Source organism: Kaistia sp. 32K, assembly GCF_016629525.1.
In the GTDB taxonomy this organism is placed as follows: Bacteria; Pseudomonadota; Alphaproteobacteria; order Rhizobiales; family Kaistiaceae; genus Kaistia.
This window is the reverse complement of record NZ_AP024269.1, coordinates 2358327-2376703: the sequence shown is the minus strand read 5'-3', so window position 1 is coordinate 2376703 and position 18377 is coordinate 2358327. Positions and strand designations below refer to the sequence as shown.

The window sequence follows — 18377 nt, the reverse complement described above, 5'->3', positions numbered from 1 at the left end:
GATGAAATGTCGACCCAACCGCTGACGCTCGCCGCGGTCAACCGCATGGACGAGGAAGCCTTCGTGACGCGTTTCGGCGATATCGCCGAACATTCGCCGTGGGTGGCCGAGGAGGCGGGGAGGGCGCGGCCCTACCCGGACCGGGAAGCGATGGTGGCGGCCTTTGCCGACGCCGTGCTGCAGGCCGATGAAGACGCGCAGCGCGCGTTGCTTCTGGCGCATCCCGATCTCGCCGGCCGCGCCGCGATCGCCGGCGAACTGGCGCCGGAATCGCGCAGCGAGCAGGCCGGCGCCGGCCTCGACCGGATGACGGCGGACGAGTATGCCCGCTTCTCCCGCCTCAACGCTGTGTATAGCGACCGCTTCGGCATTCCCTTCATCCTCGCCGTCAAGGGCGCGACGAAGGACCAGGTGCTCGCCGCCTTCGAAGCCCGCTTGGACAATCCCGCCGACATCGAATTCGCGACCGCGCTGACGCAGGTCCAGCGGATCATCCGTTTCCGCCTCGAGGACCGTGTTTCCGAATGACCGAGCTTGCCACCACCCGCGCGACCGGCGCCCGCGCGCAGCAGATGATCGACGCGCTCGCCGCGATTTCCGCCAGCCCCGATAATCTGACCCGGCTCTATCTGACGCCCGAGCACAAGCGCGCCGCCGAACTGGTCGGCGAGTGGATGCGCGAGGCGGGCCTTTCCGTCCGCATGGACGCCTCCGGCAGCATGCGCGGCTCGCTCCCGCCCGGAAAGGCCGGACGCAGTGGCAATAAATCGCTGCTGATCGGCTCGCATATCGACACGGTGATCGATGCCGGGCGCTATGACGGCAATTTCGGCGTCGTCGCCGCCCTGCTCGCCGTCGAGGCGCTGAAGGCGCGCGGCGTCGCCCTTCCGTTCGGGCTCGAAATTCTCGCCTTCGGCGACGAGGAGGGCGTGCGCTTTCCGATCACGCTGACGTCGTCGGCGATCGCCGCTGGCGTCTTCGAGACGGCGACGCTGGACCAGACCGACCGCGCCGGCATCACCATGCGCGAGGCGATCACCGCCTTCGGGCTCGATCCGGAAACCGTGGCCGAGGAAGCCTATCCGGCCGATTCCGTGCTCGGCTATCTCGAGGTCCATATCGAGCAGGGGCCGGTGCTGGAGCGCACCAACGCGCCGCTCGGCGTCGTGACCGCGATCGCCAGCCAGAGCCGGCACCACATCCGCATTCGCGGCGAGGCGGGGCATGCGGGCACGGTGCCGATGCCGATGCGGCGCGACGCGCTGGCGGCGGCGGCGGAGCTCCTGGTCGCCATGGAGGCGATCGGCCGCAAGGACCGCAAGAACGCGCTCGTCGTGACTGTTGGTCAGCTGGACGTTATGCCGGGCGCCTCGAACGTCATCCCGTCCGAGGTGCGCCTGACGCTTGACGTGCGCGCCGCCACGGACGAGGCACGGCGCGATGCCGTCGCCGCGATCATCTCGCAGGCGCGCAAGATCGAGGCCGTCCGCCAGGTCGCGCTGAGCTTCGACACCTATCTGGAAAAGCCGTTCGCCCCCTGCGGTGCGCGGCTGACGGCGGCGATCGAGACGGCGACATCCGAGGTGATGGGCAAGCCGGCGCAGAAGCTTTTGTCTGGCGCCGGCCATGACGGCCTGTCGATGGCGCATCTCTGTGAATACGGGATGATCTTCGTGCGCTGCCGGGGCGGTATCAGCCACAACCCGGCCGAGTTCGTGACCGAGGACGACATGGGCGTCGCCGTCGAGGCCCTGGTCGGGACCATACTCGAGCTGGCCCGCCAGGAAGAGGCGACATGATCCGCGACGCCATCGCCGCCAATTGGGAGCGCGAAGTCGCGTTCCTGAAGGCGATGATCCGGATCCCGAGCGACAATCCGCCGGGAAACTGCGCGCCGCACGCTGAAGCCGCGGCCGCCGAACTGGAGGCGCTCGGTTTCACGGTCGAGCAATATCCCGTGCCGGAGCCGTATGTCCGCCAGAACGGCATGAAGAGCGTCACCAATTTGATCGTGCGCAAGACGTTCGGGAGCGGCGAGGGGCCGGTGATCGCGCTCAACGCGCATGGCGACGTCGTGCCGCCCGGGCGCGGCTGGACGACGGATCCCTATGGCGCCGAGGAACGGAACGGCGCGCTTTACGGGCGCGGCGCGGCCGTTTCAAAATCGGATTTCGCCACCTATGCCTTCGCGCTGCTGGCGCTCGAACAGTCGGACAAGCGCCTCTCGGGCGGCGTCGAGCTGCATTTGACCTATGACGAGGAGACAGGCGGCTTCGTCGGGCCGCAATGGCTCCTGGCTCACGACCTCTCCAAGGCCGACTATGCCATCTCGGCCGGGTTCTCCTACGCGATCACCACCGCGCACAATGGCGCGCTGCATCTGGAGGTCGTCGTGCGCGGCCGGCAGGCGCATGCCGCGATCCCGTCTTCCGGCGTCGACGCGCTGGAAGCCGCCACGCCGATCCTGACCGCGATCTATGCCGAACGGCGCCGCCTCGCCGAGCGCATCTCGACGGAGCGCGGCATTGGCTCGCCGCAGATCACCGTGGGGATGATCGAGGGCGGCATCAACACGACGGTCGTGCCCGACCGGATCGCCTTCCGGATCGACCGCCGGCTGATCCCGGAAGAGCAGGGCGAGGCGGTCGAGGCAGAGCTCGTCAAGCTGATCGAGGCGGCGACGCCGGCGACCGAGGGCGTCGAGGTCGAATGTCGCCGCATCATGCTGGCCGAGCCGCTCAGGCCGCTGCCCGGCGTCGAGCGGCTGGTCGAGGCGGTGCAGGGGCCGGCGAAATCGGTGCTCGGCTTCGCGATCGAACCGACCGGCGCGCCGCTCTATACCGATGCGCGGCACTATTCGGCCGCCGGCATCCCGACCATCCTCTATGGCGCCGGCCCGCGCTCCATCCTCGAGGCGAACGCCAATTCGGCCGACGAGCACATTCAGCTGTCCGACTTGCGCGCCGCGACCGAGATCGTCGCGCTGGCCTTGGAAGACCTGCTTTCGGCGTGATCCGCCGACGGCCTGCGCGCCAGTAGCGCCTGGTTCTCGATCCGGATGCGGAAGGCGAGGACGGCGAGGTTCAGGACGCCGAAGACCAGCGCCGCGACCGGCAGGTCGAGGATCAGGGCGAGCAGCGGGATCTCCAGCGCGACGACGACGTAGTTGGGGTGGCGCAGGAAGCGGTAGGGCCCGGTCGCCCGGAGCGGCGCGTCGTCGATCGTGATGATGCGGGTGGTCCAGTAGGGGCCGAGGCTCGCCAGCACCCAGAGGCGCAGGAGCTGAAGCAGCGCGAAGGCGGCGATCAGGATCCATTGGACCGGCGGGTCGGGCGCGGTCAGCAGGGCGAGCGTCGCGAGCCAGGCCGCGTGCAGCGCGACGATGACGGGATAGTGCTCCCGGCCGACCTCGCGGCCGCCGCGCGCCAGCAGCGCGCGGGTGTTGCGGCGGGCGCGGATCAGCTCGACGCCGCGCTGCAGGGCGACGGCGAGGAGCAGCCAATAGGCCCAGCCGAGGCTCATGGCGCCGGCTGTGGTTCGGCGACGGTCACCATCTGGAACCCGGCGGTGAAGCCCGGCCCGAGCGACGACATCAGCAGCGTGCCGCTCGCGCCGCTCCGCAGCAGATCGTCGAGCACGAACAGGACCGTGGGCGCCGACATGTTGCCATAGGCGGCGAGCACGCGACGCTCGGCATCGAGGCCGAACTTCGGATATCCGAACACCTTCTCCAGTTCGTCCGTCACCTTCGCGCCGCCCGGATGGCAGCACGGGCGGTCGATGTCGGCACGCTCAAGTCCATGCCGGTCGAGGAAGCCGTCGAGGGCGGCCGGATAATCGTCGGCGATGATCTGCGGAATGCTCTGCTGGAAGATGACGTCGAAGCCCTGCGCGTCGATGTTCCAGCCCATCACGTCGAGCGTGTCGGGCCAGCAATGCTCGCCGCCGATGCCGAGTGTCGGGGACGTCGAATCCTCGGCGCCGCTCGTGACGATGGCGGCGGCGGCGCCGTCGCCGAACAATGCGCTGGCGACGAGGTTGCTCTTGGTCAGCCGGTCATAGCGGAAGGCGAGGCTGGAGAGCTCGACGACGATGAGCAGGCAGTTGAGACCCGGCTGCGAGCGCGCCATCTGCGCCGTCCGCGTCATACCGAGCACGCCGCCGGCGCAGCCGAGCCCGAACACCGGCAGGCGCATCACGTCGCTGCGGAACGGAATGAGGTTCATCAGCCGCGCGTCGATGCTGGGCGTCGAGATGCCGGTCGAGGACACGAAGACGATGACGTCGATGTCTTCGGCCTTCAGCTCGGCCCGGTCCAGCGCCCGGTTGGCGGCCGTGAAGGCGAGGGCGGTCGCGTGTTCCTGGTAGAGCCGCGTCTTCTCCTCGAAATCCGCCGGCCCGAGAAACCACTCGACCGGCAGGCAGCTGTAGCGCGCGTCGATCGCGGCGTTGTCGAACACCTGCTCGAGCTGGTCGAAGAAGGGCATGCGCGAGCCAAAGACCTCGCGCGCCCGCTCCTTCGCCACGGATTGCGGGATATGGTGCGGCGGCACCACCGTCACCAGGGAGCGCAGCGTCGCGGTGACGTGCGGATTGCCGGCAGGCGCCGTCATGGTGGCGCCGGGAAACCGGATCAGGTTCATGCCAATTGTCTCCATGCGAAGGCATTTCTTTCAGGACCGGAGCCTGGCTTCCGCCGGTCGGACCGGTCGCCGGCGCGGCGCGGATCTACTGCGCGTTCGGCATGATCTGTCCGGCGCCGAAGCTGCTGCCGTAGTTGTTCCCCCAGCTCGACCCGCGCGGCCAGGCTTCCTGATCCGGAGGCCCCTTCGCGCTGACGGACAGGCAGCGTTGGTACTCGGTGTCCCAGACCTGTTGATCGCTGCATGGCGGCATGCGCGCATGGCTCACCCTTCTATGGCTGCCGCAGGCCCCGAAGGCCGGATCCGCGGCGGCCAGGCTGATCAGCCCGATGCAGGCGATCGCGAGCGGAACGGTGGTTGCTACCGAGGTCATCGGTATCTCTCCGTCGGCGTGATGCCGATACGAAGCTATTCCTTGCGCGCGCACTATTCGACATCCAGAAGATGTAACGCGGGTCACGAAGTGGTGACGGCCGAGCCGGCGGCCTCAATATAGATGCCGCCGGTTCGTTTCCGTGATTATTCGGTCGGCTTGCCGGCGACCGCGGCCGCGAGATCTTCATATTGCTCGCAGGTCGTGTTGCCGCAGAGCTTCTCGACGATGACCAGCTCTTGCTTGGCGAGCTCCATCCGTCCGGCGCTGGCATAGCCCTCGCCGAGATATTCATGCGTGTTGAGGTTGTCGGGCTCGATCGCCAGCGCCTGCTTGTAATAGTCGATGCCGACGTCGGTATTGCCCTTCTTGCGGTGGCTGTAGCCGATATAGGTCAGCACCATCGCGTCCTGCTTGTTCTTGACCGCGTCGAGCACGATCAGCGCGTCGTCATAGTAGCCGGCCAGCGCGAGGGCGCGGCCCTGCTGCAGCAACTCCTTGTCAGGGACATTGCTGGACTGGGCCCGTACGCAGCGCCCCACCTTCTGGTCCCAGACGAGGCCCTGCCGGCATTTCGGCGGTGCGCTGCCGGAAGAGCCGCTGCCGCCACCGCCGCCACCGCCACCGCTGGCGGCGAGCGCGGGCATGGCGGCCCCGAGGCCGAGCAGCCCGACGAAAGCAACGGCCAGCGTGGCGCGCGCGGTCTTGTCGAAGCGAGATTGGAACATCGTCGTTTCCCTGTATGGTTGTCGCGACGTACAAACGTTCATAGGTGGAGCCCTATTCGACGGCGGCAGGCTGGACGTCGATCACGAAGTGGTGAAGAGGGGATGATGGCCTGCCGGCGGCGTCTGGATTGACGCCACCGGCGCCCTGGTGGGTCCGCCGGAGAGCGGACGGGCCCCTGCCGGCTTATTCGGCCGGCCTGCCGGCGACGGCGGCCTCGAGATCTTCGAATTGCTCGCAGGTCGTGTTGCCGCAGAGCTTCTGGACGATGACCAGCTCATCCTTGGCGAGCTGGATGCGCCCGATGCTGACATAGCCTTCACCGAGATATTCATGGGTGTTGACGTTGTTCGGATCGATGGCCAGCGCCTGCTTGTAGTAACCGATGCCGAGGTCGGTATCGCCCTTCTTGCGGTGGCTGTAGCCGATATAGGTCAGCACCATCGCGTCCTGCTTGTTCTGGACGGCGTCGAGAACGTCGAGGGCGTTGTCATGATAGCCGGCGAGCGCCAGCTGCCGTCCCTGCTGGAACAGCTCCTGATCGGTCAGGCCGCTCGACCTTGCCTTGACGCAGTGCTGGACGCGCTGGCTGAAGACGAGGCCGCGCTTGCAGACCTGGTTGCTCGGCATGAAGTGGCTGTTGCCGCCGCTGCTGCTGCTACTGCTGCTGCCGCCGCCCATGCCGCCGCCGCCACCGCCCATGCCGCCGCTGCTGCTGCTACTGCTACCTCCACCGCCGCTGCTTCCGCCGCCGCCCCCGCCGCCACCACCGCTCGAAGCGAGGGCTGCGCCGGTCGAGGCGAGCAGGCCAATGAATGCGATCGTGAGGACGGATCGCGTCGTCTTTTCGAACATGGTTGTCATCGGAGCCTCCGACTGGTTTCCTCTCGCCTCTGAGACGAGAGTCGCGGCAAGAACAGCAGGGGCGGGAGCCCTATTCGTTTCCCCATGTCCAGAACCGGTAACGATGCTGTGAAGCAAGGCCTGGCGCTTCATCTGGAGGCGCTGTGGCGCTATGGCTTGGTCTTGTCGCGCAATCGCGATACGGCGGAGGACCTCGTGCAGGCCACCTGCGTTCGCGCGCTGGAGCGGGCCCACCAGTTCGCGCCGGAGACGCGGCTCGACCGCTGGCTCTTCTCGATCGAGCGCTCGATCTGGATCAACGAGCTCAGGTCGCAACGGGTCCGGCGGGGCAGCGGCGTCGTCGATGCGGAGATCGCCCTCGTTTTTGAGGGCGGGCCGGCGATGGAATCGAATATTCTCGCCGCTCAGGTGTTAAGCGAGATAGGACGGCTGGCCGAGGCACAGCGGGAAACCGTCCTGCTCGTCTACGCGGAAGGATACTCCTACCGCGAGGCGGCTGAACATCTCGGCGTGCCGATTGGAACCATCATGAGCCGGCTTGCCGCCATCCGTGAAAAACTGAGCCCGCTCGCGGGCGACACCAGGCCGGCGACCCCGGACGACAGGCGAGGGGATGATGGCTGAGATCTCCACCCATCCCGACGATTCCATCCTGGTCGCCTATCTCGACGGCGAGCTGGACAATCGCGATCGCGCCGCCCTGGAGGCCCGCCTCGACGCAGAGGCGGAGCTCGCCGGCCGCCTGGCTTTCCTGGAACGCGGCGGCGCGGGCATTTCCCCGGCGCTGGATGCCCTGAAGTCGCAGGCGCCGAAGGCGCGGCTCGACAACATCCTGGCGCAGGCCGTCGCCCAGCACGAGGCCGGCAACGTCGTGCCGCTGCGGCGGATGTGGCCGCAGGCGGCGCTCAGCCCGCGGCAGATGGTTGCGGCGGCGATCGCGCTGTTCCTGCTCGGCGGCATCGCCAACGAGTTCATTCGCGGCCATGCCGCGTCGCCGCCGGCGCAGCAGGCGCAGCCGATCGAGCAAGCGCAGCAGGTGAGGGAGCCCGCCCCGGTCGAGGACTGGCGACAGGCGGTCGCCGAATACTGGTCGCTGACGACCCCCGAGACGCTGGCGCTGGCGCCGACGCCGGAGCGCGCGGCGGCCGAGCTGAGCCTCGCCTCCAAGAAGGTGGGCGTGGATCTCGCCTCCGCGCCGGACGCCTTTCCGGGCCTGTCGTTCCGCGGGGCGCAGCTGTTCGATTTCCGGGGCAAGCCGCTGGTGCAGATGGCGTTTCTCGACCCCGAGCATGGGCCGATCGCCTATTGCGTGATCGCCAATCCCGACAAGGCCGAGATACCGCCGACGACGGAGGAGCTGGACGGATTCACGATCGTCCATTGGGCCTCCGGCGGCCAGGCTCGCCTCTTGATCGGCCGCGCGCCGGCCGAGCGGCTGCAGGCGCTGGCAGAGAAGGTTGCCGGCTGAGGGGCGGGGGCAGGGCCGCACTTCACCTCTCCCTGAGGTGACCTTTGCAGAACACCATCCCACATACTTCGGTGGCTCGAAGATGGAGCGTGCCACCCTCCGTCGTCATCCCGGCGAAGGCCGGGATCCATACACGCCGGCCAGTGGTCGATAAGGCTGGGCCAAGTTTTCTCGGCCGGTGTTCATGGGCCCCGGCCTCCGCCGGGGTGACGGTGCCGTGCCCTTAGGTCTTGGACCGCATGGCGACCTTCGGTGTTCTGCAAAGGTCACCTCAGGGAGAGGGGAAGGGCCGGCTACCTTCAGACCGACCGCTACCTCAGACCACCACGCCGTGCAGGTCGTAGGCGTCGGCGCTCTCGACCTTCGCCGTGTAGATCTCGCCGACGCGCATCGGGCGGCGCGAGGTCAGGTGGATCGAACCGTCGATCTCCGGCGCGTCCCAGACGGTGCGGCCCTTGGCGCTGAGGCCGGTGGTCTCGTCGATGATCACCGGGATGCGGCGGCCGACCTTCTTGGCGAGCCGCTTGGCGCTGATCTCCTGCTGGCGCTTCATGAAGCGGTGCCAGCGGATTTCCTTGACCTCTTCCGGCACCGGATTGGCCAGCTCGTTCGCCGGCGCGCCCTCGACCGGCTCGAACTTGAAGCAGCCGACGCGGTCGAGCTTCACATCATCAAGCCATTCCAGCAGGAACTCGAAATCCTCGTCCGTCTCGCCGGGGAAGCCGACGATGAAGGTCGATCGCACGGCGAGATCCGGGCAGATCTCGCGCCATTTGTGGATGCGGTCGGCGGTCTTCACCTGGTTGCCCGGGCGGCGCATCGCCTTCAGGACGTTGGGGCTCGCGTGCTGGAACGGGATGTCGATATAGGGAAGGATCTTGCCCTCGGCCATCAGCTCGACGACCTGGTCGACATGCGGGTAGGGGTAGACATAGTGCATGCGCACCCAGGCGCCGAGCTCGCCGAGCGCCTGCGACAGGTCGAGGAATTTTGCACGCACCTCGCGGTCGCGCCACTTGCTCGCCTCGTACTTGATGTCGACGCCATAGGCGCTCGTATCCTGCGAGATGACGAGCAGCTCCTTGACGCCGGCCTTCACCAGCCGCTCCGCCTCGCGCAGCACGTCGCCGGCCGGGCGGCTGACCAGGTCGCCGCGCAGCTTCGGGATGATGCAGAACGAGCAGCGGTTGTTGCAGCCTTCCGAGATCTTCAGATAGGCGTAGTGGCGCGGCGTCAGCTTGATGCCCTGCGGCGGCACGAGATCGACGAACGGGTCGTGCGCCGGCGGCACGGCGGTATGCACCGCGCCGAGCACGCTCTCATATTGCTGCGGGCCGGTGATCGCCAGCACGTTCGGGAAGGCTTCGCGGATCTGCTCGGGCTCGGCGCCCATGCAGCCAGTGACGATGACCTTGCCGTTCTCCTTCATCGCCGTGCCGATGGCTTCCAGCGACTCCGCCTTGGCGCTGTCGAGGAAGCCGCAGGTGTTGACGATGACGACGTCGGCGCCGTCATGGTGGCGCGAGAGCTCGTAGCCCTCGGCGCGCAGATGCGTCAGGATCCGCTCGGAATCGACCAGAGCCTTGGGACAGCCGAGGCTGACAAAGGAAATGCGCGGCGCTTCGCTGTTCATGCGGACATGTCTCGGTATTGGTTGATCGGTGGCTGGTCCGGTGCGACGGGCGTCAGGCGCGCCGCGCTTATATGCGCGGTCAGGTCGACGGGACGGGCTACCTTTTCATTGTTCTATTTCTCGCCGCCTATCTGTCGGAGAGACCCGTTTCTGTCAATGGAATCCTTGGCAAAGCTTGCGGCTGCTTGTCACGCGGGCTTGTCGGGGCGCGGCCCACCGCCTAGCTGAGGGTGGTTCGGACGCAGTGGAGATCAGGATGGCCGGCGAGAGCAGCGGATTTGGAGTGGCCATTCCCGGCGTCGACGAGGCGTCGATCAAGGCGCTCGTGCACACCTTCTATGACCGCGTTCGCCGCGACGAGCTGATCGGCCCCGTCTTCGAGGCGCAGGTCGACGACTGGCCCGAGCACCTCGACAAGCTCTGCGCCTTCTGGTCGAACGTCGTGCTGCGCACCGGCCGCTACCAGGGCCGGCCGATGCAGAAGCATCTGCGCCTGCCAATCGAGGCGGAGCATTTCGACCGCTGGCTGGCGCTGTTCCGCGCCACGGCGTCGGAGATCATGCCGCCCGAGGGTGCGGCGATCTTCATCGATCGCGCCAACCGCATCGCCGACAGCTTCGAGCTCGGCATCGGCAGCGTGCGCGGCGAGTTCCGCAGGCCTCGCCACGCCTTCCAGCTTTAAGTTTACCCGAGTCGTTCAGTAGAGATTGCGGCTTTCCCGGCGCTGCCTATATTTGGTCAGGAAGACGAACCAATTGGCGCGCGCCACAAGGGATTCCCGATCGATGTCAGTGCTCTTCGAACCGCTCCAGGCCGGTGCCCTCCACCTGCCCAATCGCATTGTCATGGCGCCGCTGACGCGCAGCCGGGCAGGGGATGAGCGCATCCCGAATGCGCTGATGGCCGAGTATTACGCCCAGCGCGCGGCCGCCGGCCTGATCATCACCGAAGCGACCAGCGTCACGGCGCAGGGCGTCGGCTACACCGGCACGCCGGGCCTCTGGTCGGACGAGCAGGTCGAGGGCTGGAAGCTCGTCACCAAGGCGGTGCACGACGCGGGCGGACGCATCGTCTCGCAGCTCTGGCATGTCGGCCGCATCTCCGATCCCGAGCTGCTCGGCGGCGACCTGCCGGTGGCGCCGAGCGCCATCGCGCCTGCCGGTAATGTCAGCCTGCTGCGCCCGGTCCGACCCTATGTCGTGCCGCGCGCGCTGGAGACGGACGAGATCCCCGGCATCGTCGAGGATTTTCGCCGCGGCGCGGAGAACGCCAAGCGGGCCGGCTTCGACGGCGTCGACGTGCATGGCGCCAATGGCTATCTGATCGACCAGTTCCTGCAGGACAGCACCAACCGCCGCACCGACCGCTATGGCGGATCGATCGAGAACCGCGCCCGTCTCTTGTTGGAGATCGTCGACGCGGCGATTTCGGTCTGGGGACGGGAGCGCGTCGCGGCGCATCTCCGCCCGCGTGGCGACAGCCATGACATGGGCGACAGCAATCCGCGCGCGCTGTTTACCTATATCGCGGAAGAGCTGAAGAAGCGCGGCATCGCCTTCCTCTTCGTCATTGAGCGCGAGGGGCCGGACAGCCTGCTCGCCGAGATCAAGCGCGCTTTCGGCGGCGTCGTCATCGCCAATGAGGGGCTGAGCAAGGCCGACGCTGAGCGTCTGATTAGCAGCGGCACGGCCGATGCGGTGGCCTTCGGGCGCAACTACATCGCGACGCCGGACCTCGTGCGCCGCTTCTCGCTCGACGCGCCGCTCAACCAGCCCGATCCGTCGACCTTCTATACCCCGGACGCCAAGGGCTATACCGACTATCCGACGCTCGAAACCGTGGCCTGAGGCCGGTTTTACGAAGTTTTCCGGGCGAGGGCAGGGGCGTCCGCCCCACCCTCGCCCGGAGCGACTTGCCTATTCGAGGACGAGCAATTCCTCGAAATGATTCATGTCAGCGAAGCGGCAGAAGGCCGGCGGGCGGAGATCCAGGATCGGCGCCTCGCGGGCGAACAGCGCGAGCGCCTCGTCGAACAGAGCCTCCCAGGCGGGCAGGCGGTCGCTGTCGAGCCAATCGATCAGATAGGCGAACGTCACGTGGAAGACGTAGTCGTCGTGATCGGGATGGCGGTAGCCGAACGGGCCCGCGAGGGCATCGCGCCACGCCTTCATGACGCGCCGATCCGCTTCGGTGGCGCCGGCGACGGTGAGGCCGGTCGGCACGACGTCGACGACCTCGACCTGAAACGGCCCGGCGCCGCGAAAGCCGCTGAGACGGTCCAGATAGATCCGCGTCATCTCGTCGATTTCGGTATCGAGAGCGACGTCCGCCGGCCAATAGGGCAGGTCGCGGCGATATTCGATGATGCCCTGGAACAGGGTCATGTGCAGGCTGGAGACCGGCGTAAAGGCCAGCCGGTCGGCGTCCGGCATTGCCTGCATGCGGCGGCGGACCTCGAGGACGGCGGCCTGCGACGGCGAGCCATCGACCAGATGGCAGACGACGGTGTTGCCGGGCTCGGGCAGGAAGGTGCCGCTGAGGTCATAGCGGCGGCCGAGATGGCGCGGCGGCTCGGTCCGCGAGGCGGCGGAATAGCCGGCGAGCCGGCGATCTGACAAGGTGGATGTCATGGTGGGGAACCAGGCGGTTGCGGGAATGGCCGCAACTATCCCGGATCCATGAACCACTCATGACAGGTCGGGCCCGTGGACCACAGCGCCAGTGGCGGCCGGCGATCCCGGCCGTATTGAAGCGCGTCTCCGGAGCGCCAGTTGAAACCGTGCGCCTGCCCTCGGGACCGGACGAGGCTAGGCTGACATGGCGGGCTTTCCGGGAGGAGCACATTCGATGGCCGCAACCGGCATGAAGATCACCGTTTCGAAGAACGGGCCGTATCTGGTCCGCGGACAGGTTCCGCTGAGCCGGCAGGCTATCGGCGCCAATTCGGAGGGGGATTCGATCGACTGGGTCGAGATCGAAACCATCGTGCCGGAGACGCCGGCCTACAAGCTCTGCCGCTGCGGCCACTCCGCCAACAAGCCCTTCTGCGACGGCACGCATGTGCGGATCGGCTTCGTCGGCGACGAGACGGCGCGGCGGCAGCCCTACGCGGCCCTGGCGCAGGAGATCGACGGACCCACCCTGGCGCTGACCGACGCGCAGTCGCTCTGCGCCTTCGCGCGCTTCTGCGATCGCGACGGCCAGGTCTGGAACACGGTCTCGCAGGCCACGACCGCGCCGGAACGAGCGGCCTTCGTCCGGCAGGTCGGCCAATGTCCGTCCGGCCGGCTTGTCGCCTGGGACTATCAGACGCGCGCACCGGTCGAACCGGACCTGCCACCCTCGATCGCGATCGTCGAGGACCCGCAGCAAGGCGTCGCCGGCCCGATCTGGGTACGCGGCGGCATCCCCATCGAGTCGGCCGACGGCACGCCCTATGAGGTGCGCAACCGCGTGACGCTGTGCCGGTGCGGCCAGTCGAAGAACAAGCCGTTCTGCGACGGCACCCATGCCGCGATCGGCTTCCAGGACCGGTAGCGAGCCGCCGGCGGAGCAGGGGGATCGGGTAGGGCGCTCGGAACCGCCCCGCCCGGCCCCAGATGGAGGCCTGGGCTGACCCGCCACCTCACCTGCCCGACCCTGGTCAAATGAGAACAAAGCAGGAATATCGTCGGGCGGGCGTCACGCCATGAGGGTCATGTGGCTGTTACAAGGCTGCCATATCCCGCGTCACGACCAGCGGAGACCGGCATGGCCCAGATCATCTTCATTCACGGCGCGTCGAGCTCCGGGAAGTCCACGCTCGCGAGAGCCTTGCAGGACCGGATCGAGAGCCCGTTCTGGCATATTTCCATCGATCACCTGCGGGATTCAGGCGTGCTTCCGACGCGTCGGTTCCGAAGCGGGGAGTTTCGCTGGAGCGCCGCCAGAGCCGCTTTCTTCGACGGCTTTCATCGCTCGCTGAAGGCGTATGCCGACGCCGGCAACGATCTGATCCTCGAGCACATCCTGGACACCGACGGGTGGCTGGAAAGGCTCGCCGGGCTGTTCGCGGAGCACGACGTCTTCTTCGTCGGCATTCACTGTCCGCTGGAGCTCCTGATCGAGCGGGAGGCCGCCCGGGGCGACCGGCCGATCGGCAGCGCCCGACAGGACTACGAGACCATCCATGTCGGCAAGACCTACGATCTGGAGCTCAGCTCGACGGACGGGACGGATGCCAATGTCGAGACGTTGCTCGCGTCCTGGCGAAGCGGTCACCGGGCGTCGAGCTTCTCGGCTTCGAGCTTCTTGCTGGGCAACCGGCGGAGCTAGATCCGGCCGGATCCCAAGCGCGGTTCGCGGCGAAGCGAATTCCGCTGCGATGGATCCAAGCGAGACGCCGTCGACAGGACGGGTCGGTCCGGCGTCCGGGTTGCCATCAACCGGCTGCGGATCGGTGAGGGCTGTGGCATCCTAGGGCGGCGCGGTCGTCGTGATGCCTTAGGCGGGGATTGCCACATCCTCAATTCGCATAAGATATATTATGGAACTATTTTGTATGGGGCGTGTCGAGTTGGCGGATTGGCAGGAAATGCGAGGATCCGTCAGGAACCGGTGACGGCTCGGGTTCTGCCAAACCGTGCCCTCCGATCAAGCCGGCCCCTCCGATCCCAGCGGCTCTCGACCGAGCGATCCCGGCAATGGATGTCGGGCGCTCCGTTCGCACTGCGCCAGCAGCACCACAGCGCTCTGCCGGCCCAGGTTGGTGCCGAGCGGTCCCGCCGGCCGATCGCAAACCCAGGACTATGGGTTCGCCAGCTTGTCGTTGGTGGCCGTCCGGTCGCGCTTGAGGCCGACGCTCGAGACCGCGCTTTCGCTCCAGCGCATCAAATTGTCGACCATCTTGCTGCTCTGCGTGACGACGGTCGCCGCGACCGAGGTCGTCGCCGTCTTCGCCATGTCGCCGATCGAGGTCGGGCCTTCGCGCTCGATCACCCGGGGCGTGTTCGGCAATGGATCGATCGGCATGACATCGTCATAGGCGGGCGCACGGCCGACCAGCGCCGGATCAAACGGCGCGGCATGCGGCGCCGAGGCCGAAGCGCGAACCGCCACGGGACGCGCCTGCGTCGCCGGCGCCAGGGTCAGCGCCTTGTTGACGATCGCCTCCCAGGCCTCGCGCGAACCGCCACCGGACGGCGCCGCGGACGGCTTTGCCAGCGGCTTCGGCGGGATCGGAGTGAGCGCCTTGGCGACCGGGATCGGCTCCGGCGTCGTCACGGCTGCTTGCTGCTCCATCGCGGCATCCGGCGTCGGGGCCGCCTCCTCTGGATGCTCGCCATCCGGAAGTTCGTAGATCTGCGCCGTTGCCGGAGCGACGCTCCGCGGATTGTCGGCCGGCTTCATCATGAAGTGGCCGACCAGGGCCGCGCATGCCACGGCGGCGAGCCCGGCCGCACCATGAAAGGCCAGCCGCGGCAGGATGTTGCGGCGCTGATTGTCCGCGCCGTCAGGGATCGTGATCACAGCGAATCTCCTGCTCGATCGAACCGATTGAAGGCAGATTGGCAGCGATTCCCGACGTCAATGGGGCCGCTTTCGGGCGAAGCGGCGACCGAAGCACGTTCATGGGGCGACCGTGATCCGTCTGCAACGGTGCCGGAGGCGCCGCCGATCTTCGTTCCGGCTCCCCGGATGCGCGCGGAATGGAGGAGGGCGGTCCCCTGCCCTTGTCCCCTTCCCTTGCCCCTGCCCGATCCGCTGAAAGCACAAAGGCCGCGACGCAACCGTCGCGGCCTCTATTCTGATCTTGTTACGATGCTTTAGGTTATGATAACAAGTATATGATTTACAACGGTAATTTCTTCTGATCTGGAGTTGCATTCCCGTCCTTGCGCGCGAGCTGCGTCTTCTCGAACAGCAGCACGACGATGAGGGCGATGCCGAACGGGATCAGCAGGTAGAGCAGCCGGAAGACGATCAGCGCGGCCAGAACGTCGTTCGGATCCATCTCGTGCAGCGCCGCTAGGAAGGTCACCTCCAGCACGCCGAGGCCGCCGGGCGCGTGCGACAGCAGCGCCAGCGTGAACGAGGCCAGGAAGATGCCGAGGATGACGAGATAGCCCGGATTGTTGGTGGCCGGCAGCGCGAAATAGATGATGGCGGCGGCGGCGGCGAGCTCGAGCGGACCGGCGACGACCTGGCGCATGACGATCGGCAGGCGCGGATACTGCACGCTGAAGCGCTTGAACTGCCACGGCGGAAACTGCAGCCAGGAGCCGAGGACGTAGAGGCCCACCAGCCCCAGCAGCGCCAGGCCGATGCAGAACGAGATCCAGACCGGGATGTCGGCGATCCGCTGCACGATCTCGGGCTCGATGGTGAGCACGAAGCCGCCCATCAGGATGGTGCCGAGCGCGAAGGTGAAGGAACAGAAGACGATCAGCAGCCCGATCTCATGCGGAGACAGGCCGCGCGTCGAATAGGCCCTGTAGCGCACCACCGCGCCGGAAATGACCGAAGCGCCGATATTGTGCGAAAGCGCGTAGGTGGTGAAGGAGCAGAGCGAGATGAAGAGCCAGGAGACCTTCTTGCCGAGATGCTGGATGGCGATCCGGTCATACCAGGCGAGCGCGGCATAGGCGCAGAGCGTGGCGACGATGGCGAGCGCCCAGTTGCCGAAGGTGATCGCCGCGAGACTGTCGGCGACTTCGGCGAAGGAGATTCGCCGGAATTCGCGGTAGAGAATGAAGACAGAGACAGCAACCGCGCCGATCCCGAAGATGGACCAGGCAGCATTTCTGAATTTCATTGGGCAGCATCCCCCTTCGATCGACTGTGAACGAGATACTGCTGCATCCCGAATCTAAGATTGGCACGTCCTTTTCCGTGGAGAAAGACCAAAGCTCTCCACGCCACGCGGTTTATCGACACCCGCCATGCGCGGCGGTGCCGATCTAGAGGTTGACGGTCAGGATCATCCCGTCAAAAGCGGGCTCGACATCGCCCGGGACATGCGCTGCGAGCGTCGCATAGTCGAGATCGCCGTGCATATGCGTCAGGATCGTCCGGCGCGGCCGCAGCTTCTCGTGCCAGCCGAGCGTGTCGTCGACGCTGAAATGGCTCGGGTGCGGCCGCCAGCGCAGCGCGTCGACCATCCAGAGCGAGAGCCCCGCGAGATGCGGCAGGGTTTCGTCGGGGATCGCGCTGATGTCGCTCGAATAGACGAAATCGCCGATCCGGAAGCCGAGGCTCTCGATGTCGCCATGGATCTGGCGGAGCGGCAGGATGTCGAGCCGGCCGCCGGGACCGTCGATGGCGAAGCCCTGCCCCGGCTCGATCCGCGTGCGGCCGAGGATCGGCGGATAGCTGCCGCCCGTCGGCGTGCGGAAGCAGTAGCCGAAGGCTTCTTCCAGGCGTTCCTGGGTGAAATCGTCCGAATAGACCGGCACCAGGCGGTGCGTATCGAGCCAGAACGAGCGGAGATCGTCGATGCCGTGGGTGTGGTCGGCGTGCGGATGGGTGAAGAGCACCGCGTCGAGCCGGTCCACCCTCGCGTCGAGCAACTGGCTGCGGACATCGGGGCCGGCGTCGACGAGAACCCGCGTCGGATACGGATGATCACCGCGAAAGCCGTCGATCAGGATCGACGAGCGCGTGCGGCGGTTCTTCGGCTCCGACGGGTCGCAGGCGCCCCAGTCATTGCCGATGCGCGGCACGCCGGGCGACGCGCCGCAGCCGAGCACGGTGATGCGCAGGCGATCGGCCCGGAGGCTCTCCGGGGCGCCATCAGCCATGATGCGCCACCGTCGCGGTCGCCAGCGCCAGCGCGGCCTTGGCCGCCGCGTCGCGCGGCACCTTGGTGAAGAGGCGCATGAAATTGTGGGTCGTGATCCCGGCCATCTCGTCGAGCGAGACGCCCTTCACCTCGGCAAGCACCGCGGCGGTGTCGCGGACATAGGCCGGCTCGTTGCGCTGGCCGCGATGCGGCACGGGCGCCAGATAGGGCGCGTCCGTCTCGACCAGCAACCGGTCGAGCGGCACGTCGCGGGCGATGTCGCGGAGCGACTGGGCGCTCTTGAAGGTCAGGATGCCGGAGAAGGAGACGTAGAGCCCGAGCTCCAGGCCGACCTTTGCCAGCTCTGGCCCGGACGAGAAGCAGTGCAGGATGGCCGGGAAGGCCCCCTTCCCCATCTCGTCGCGCAGGATCGCGATCATGTCCTCGTCGGCGTCGCGGGCGTGGATGACGAGCGGCAGCTGCGTGATGCGGGCGGCGGCAATGTGGCGGCGCAGGCCCTCAGCCTGCACGGCCTTGTGCTCGGCGCCGTAGAAATAATCGAGGCCCGCCTCGCCGATCGCCACGACCTTCGGATGCTTCGAAAGCTCGACCAGCGTCTCGGTCGGGATGTCCGGTTCCTCATGCGCGCTGTTCGGATGAGTGCCGACGGAGCAGAAGACGTTCGGATAGGCCTCGGCGAGCGCGAGGATCTTGTCGAACTGGCGGACTCGGGTCGAGATCGTCACCATCAGGCCGACGCCGGCGTCCCGGGCGCGCTGCATCAGCGCCGCGCGGTCGGCCTCGAAATCCGCGAAATCCAGATGGCAGTGACTGTCGACCAGCATTGTCTTCGACCGTTCGGATGATTGCGCATTGGCGCCAATATGGGGTGCGCCGTGCGCAGTCAGTAG

The 18377-nt window shown here is 67.1% G+C and carries 20 protein-coding genes; 9 read left to right on the top strand and 11 right to left on the bottom strand.

Annotated features, from left to right (window positions below; genetic code table 11):
• Positions 1–6: 6 nt before the first annotated feature.
• The 3 genes from uraD to K32_RS10740 are packed head-to-tail and all read left to right on the top strand — an operon-like array spanning position 7 to position 3013.
• Complete coding sequence (gene uraD, locus K32_RS10750) at positions 7–528, top strand: 2-oxo-4-hydroxy-4-carboxy-5-ureidoimidazoline decarboxylase (RefSeq protein WP_211201080.1); 522 nt, start codon at positions 7–9, stop codon at positions 526–528.
• Positions 525–1799, top strand: coding sequence for an allantoate amidohydrolase (locus K32_RS10745; protein WP_201403999.1), 1275 nt, complete (start codon positions 525–527; stop codon positions 1797–1799). The genes uraD and K32_RS10745 overlap by 4 nt, the downstream gene beginning before the upstream one ends.
• Positions 1796–3013, top strand: coding sequence for a M20/M25/M40 family metallo-hydrolase (locus K32_RS10740; RefSeq protein ID WP_201403998.1), 1218 nt, complete (start codon positions 1796–1798; stop codon positions 3011–3013). Before K32_RS10745 ends, K32_RS10740 begins: the two co-directional genes overlap by 4 nt.
• Here K32_RS10740 and K32_RS10735 read toward each other — a convergent pair.
• The 5 genes from K32_RS10735 to K32_RS10715 form a co-directional block, all read right to left on the bottom strand.
• Positions 2944–3522, bottom strand: a complete 579-nt coding sequence (locus K32_RS10735) for an isoprenylcysteine carboxyl methyltransferase family protein (protein ID WP_201403997.1) — start codon at positions 3520–3522, stop codon at positions 2944–2946. The genes K32_RS10740 and K32_RS10735 overlap by 70 nt on opposite strands.
• Positions 3519–4643, bottom strand: a complete 1125-nt coding sequence (locus K32_RS10730) for a type III polyketide synthase (RefSeq protein ID WP_201403996.1) — start codon at positions 4641–4643, stop codon at positions 3519–3521. The genes K32_RS10735 and K32_RS10730 overlap by 4 nt, the downstream gene beginning before the upstream one ends.
• Positions 4644–4728: 85 nt before the next feature.
• Complete coding sequence (locus K32_RS10725; protein WP_201403995.1) at positions 4729–5016, bottom strand: hypothetical protein; 288 nt, start codon at positions 5014–5016, stop codon at positions 4729–4731.
• A 146-nt stretch (positions 5017–5162) separates the two neighbouring features.
• On the bottom strand, positions 5163–5744 hold the full coding sequence (locus K32_RS10720) for a tetratricopeptide repeat protein (protein WP_201403994.1): 582 nt from the start codon (positions 5742–5744) through the stop codon (positions 5163–5165).
• Positions 5745–5928: 184 nt separating this feature from the next.
• A complete protein-coding gene (locus K32_RS10715; RefSeq protein WP_201403993.1) occupies positions 5929–6606 on the bottom strand; it encodes a tetratricopeptide repeat protein in 678 nt (225 codons plus the stop codon).
• Between the two features lie 84 nt (positions 6607–6690).
• On the opposite strand from K32_RS10715, the gene K32_RS10710 reads away from it, so the two are divergent.
• Together K32_RS10710 and K32_RS10705 are read left to right on the top strand one after the other, a co-directional pair.
• Positions 6691–7230 carry an RNA polymerase sigma factor gene (locus K32_RS10710; protein WP_201403992.1) on the top strand — a complete coding sequence of 180 codons (540 nt, stop codon included), beginning with the start codon at positions 6691–6693 and terminating at the stop codon, positions 7228–7230.
• A complete protein-coding gene (locus K32_RS10705) occupies positions 7223–8074 on the top strand; it encodes a hypothetical protein (protein ID WP_201403991.1) in 852 nt (283 codons plus the stop codon). Before K32_RS10710 ends, K32_RS10705 begins: the two co-directional genes overlap by 8 nt.
• Positions 8075–8390: 316 nt before the next feature.
• On the opposite strand, the gene rimO is transcribed toward K32_RS10705, so the two are convergent.
• On the bottom strand, positions 8391–9707 hold the full coding sequence (gene rimO, locus K32_RS10700; protein WP_201403990.1) for a 30S ribosomal protein S12 methylthiotransferase RimO: 1317 nt from the start codon (positions 9705–9707) through the stop codon (positions 8391–8393).
• Positions 9708–9963: 256 nt separating this feature from the next.
• On the opposite strand from rimO, the gene K32_RS10695 reads away from it, so the two are divergent.
• A complete protein-coding gene (locus K32_RS10695; RefSeq protein WP_201403989.1) occupies positions 9964–10389 on the top strand; it encodes a group III truncated hemoglobin in 426 nt (141 codons plus the stop codon).
• A gap of 103 nt (positions 10390–10492) precedes the next feature.
• On the top strand, positions 10493–11554 hold the full coding sequence (locus tag K32_RS10690) for an alkene reductase (protein ID WP_201403988.1): 1062 nt from the start codon (positions 10493–10495) through the stop codon (positions 11552–11554).
• A gap of 69 nt (positions 11555–11623) precedes the next feature.
• Here K32_RS10690 and K32_RS10685 read toward each other — a convergent pair whose 3' ends face one another.
• A complete protein-coding gene (locus K32_RS10685; protein WP_201403987.1) occupies positions 11624–12337 on the bottom strand; it encodes a DUF1868 domain-containing protein in 714 nt (237 codons plus the stop codon).
• A 217-nt stretch (positions 12338–12554) separates the two neighbouring features.
• On the opposite strand from K32_RS10685, the gene K32_RS10680 reads away from it, so the two are divergent.
• Positions 12555–13244, top strand: coding sequence for a CDGSH iron-sulfur domain-containing protein (locus tag K32_RS10680; RefSeq protein WP_201403986.1), 690 nt, complete (start codon positions 12555–12557; stop codon positions 13242–13244).
• A gap of 213 nt (positions 13245–13457) precedes the next feature.
• Positions 13458–14021, top strand: coding sequence for a chloramphenicol phosphotransferase CPT family protein (locus K32_RS10675; RefSeq protein ID WP_201403985.1), 564 nt, complete (start codon positions 13458–13460; stop codon positions 14019–14021).
• A gap of 471 nt (positions 14022–14492) precedes the next feature.
• Here the strand turns inward: K32_RS10675 and K32_RS10670 are convergent, their stop codons facing one another.
• The 4 genes from K32_RS10670 to K32_RS10655 form a co-directional block, all read right to left on the bottom strand.
• The gene (locus tag K32_RS10670) at positions 14493–15215 is read right to left on the bottom strand and encodes a hypothetical protein (RefSeq protein WP_201403984.1); all 723 of its coding nucleotides are present in this window, start codon (positions 15213–15215) and stop codon (positions 14493–14495) included.
• A gap of 322 nt (positions 15216–15537) precedes the next feature.
• Positions 15538–16500, bottom strand: a complete 963-nt coding sequence (locus K32_RS10665; RefSeq protein WP_201403983.1) for a YbhN family protein — start codon at positions 16498–16500, stop codon at positions 15538–15540.
• Between the two features lie 145 nt (positions 16501–16645).
• Entirely contained in the window at positions 16646–17485 is an 840-nt protein-coding gene (locus K32_RS10660) for an MBL fold metallo-hydrolase (RefSeq protein ID WP_201403982.1), read from the bottom strand.
• On the bottom strand, positions 17478–18311 hold the full coding sequence (locus tag K32_RS10655; protein WP_201403981.1) for a TatD family hydrolase: 834 nt from the start codon (positions 18309–18311) through the stop codon (positions 17478–17480). The genes K32_RS10660 and K32_RS10655 overlap by 8 nt, the downstream gene beginning before the upstream one ends.
• Positions 18312–18377 lie beyond the last annotated feature (66 nt).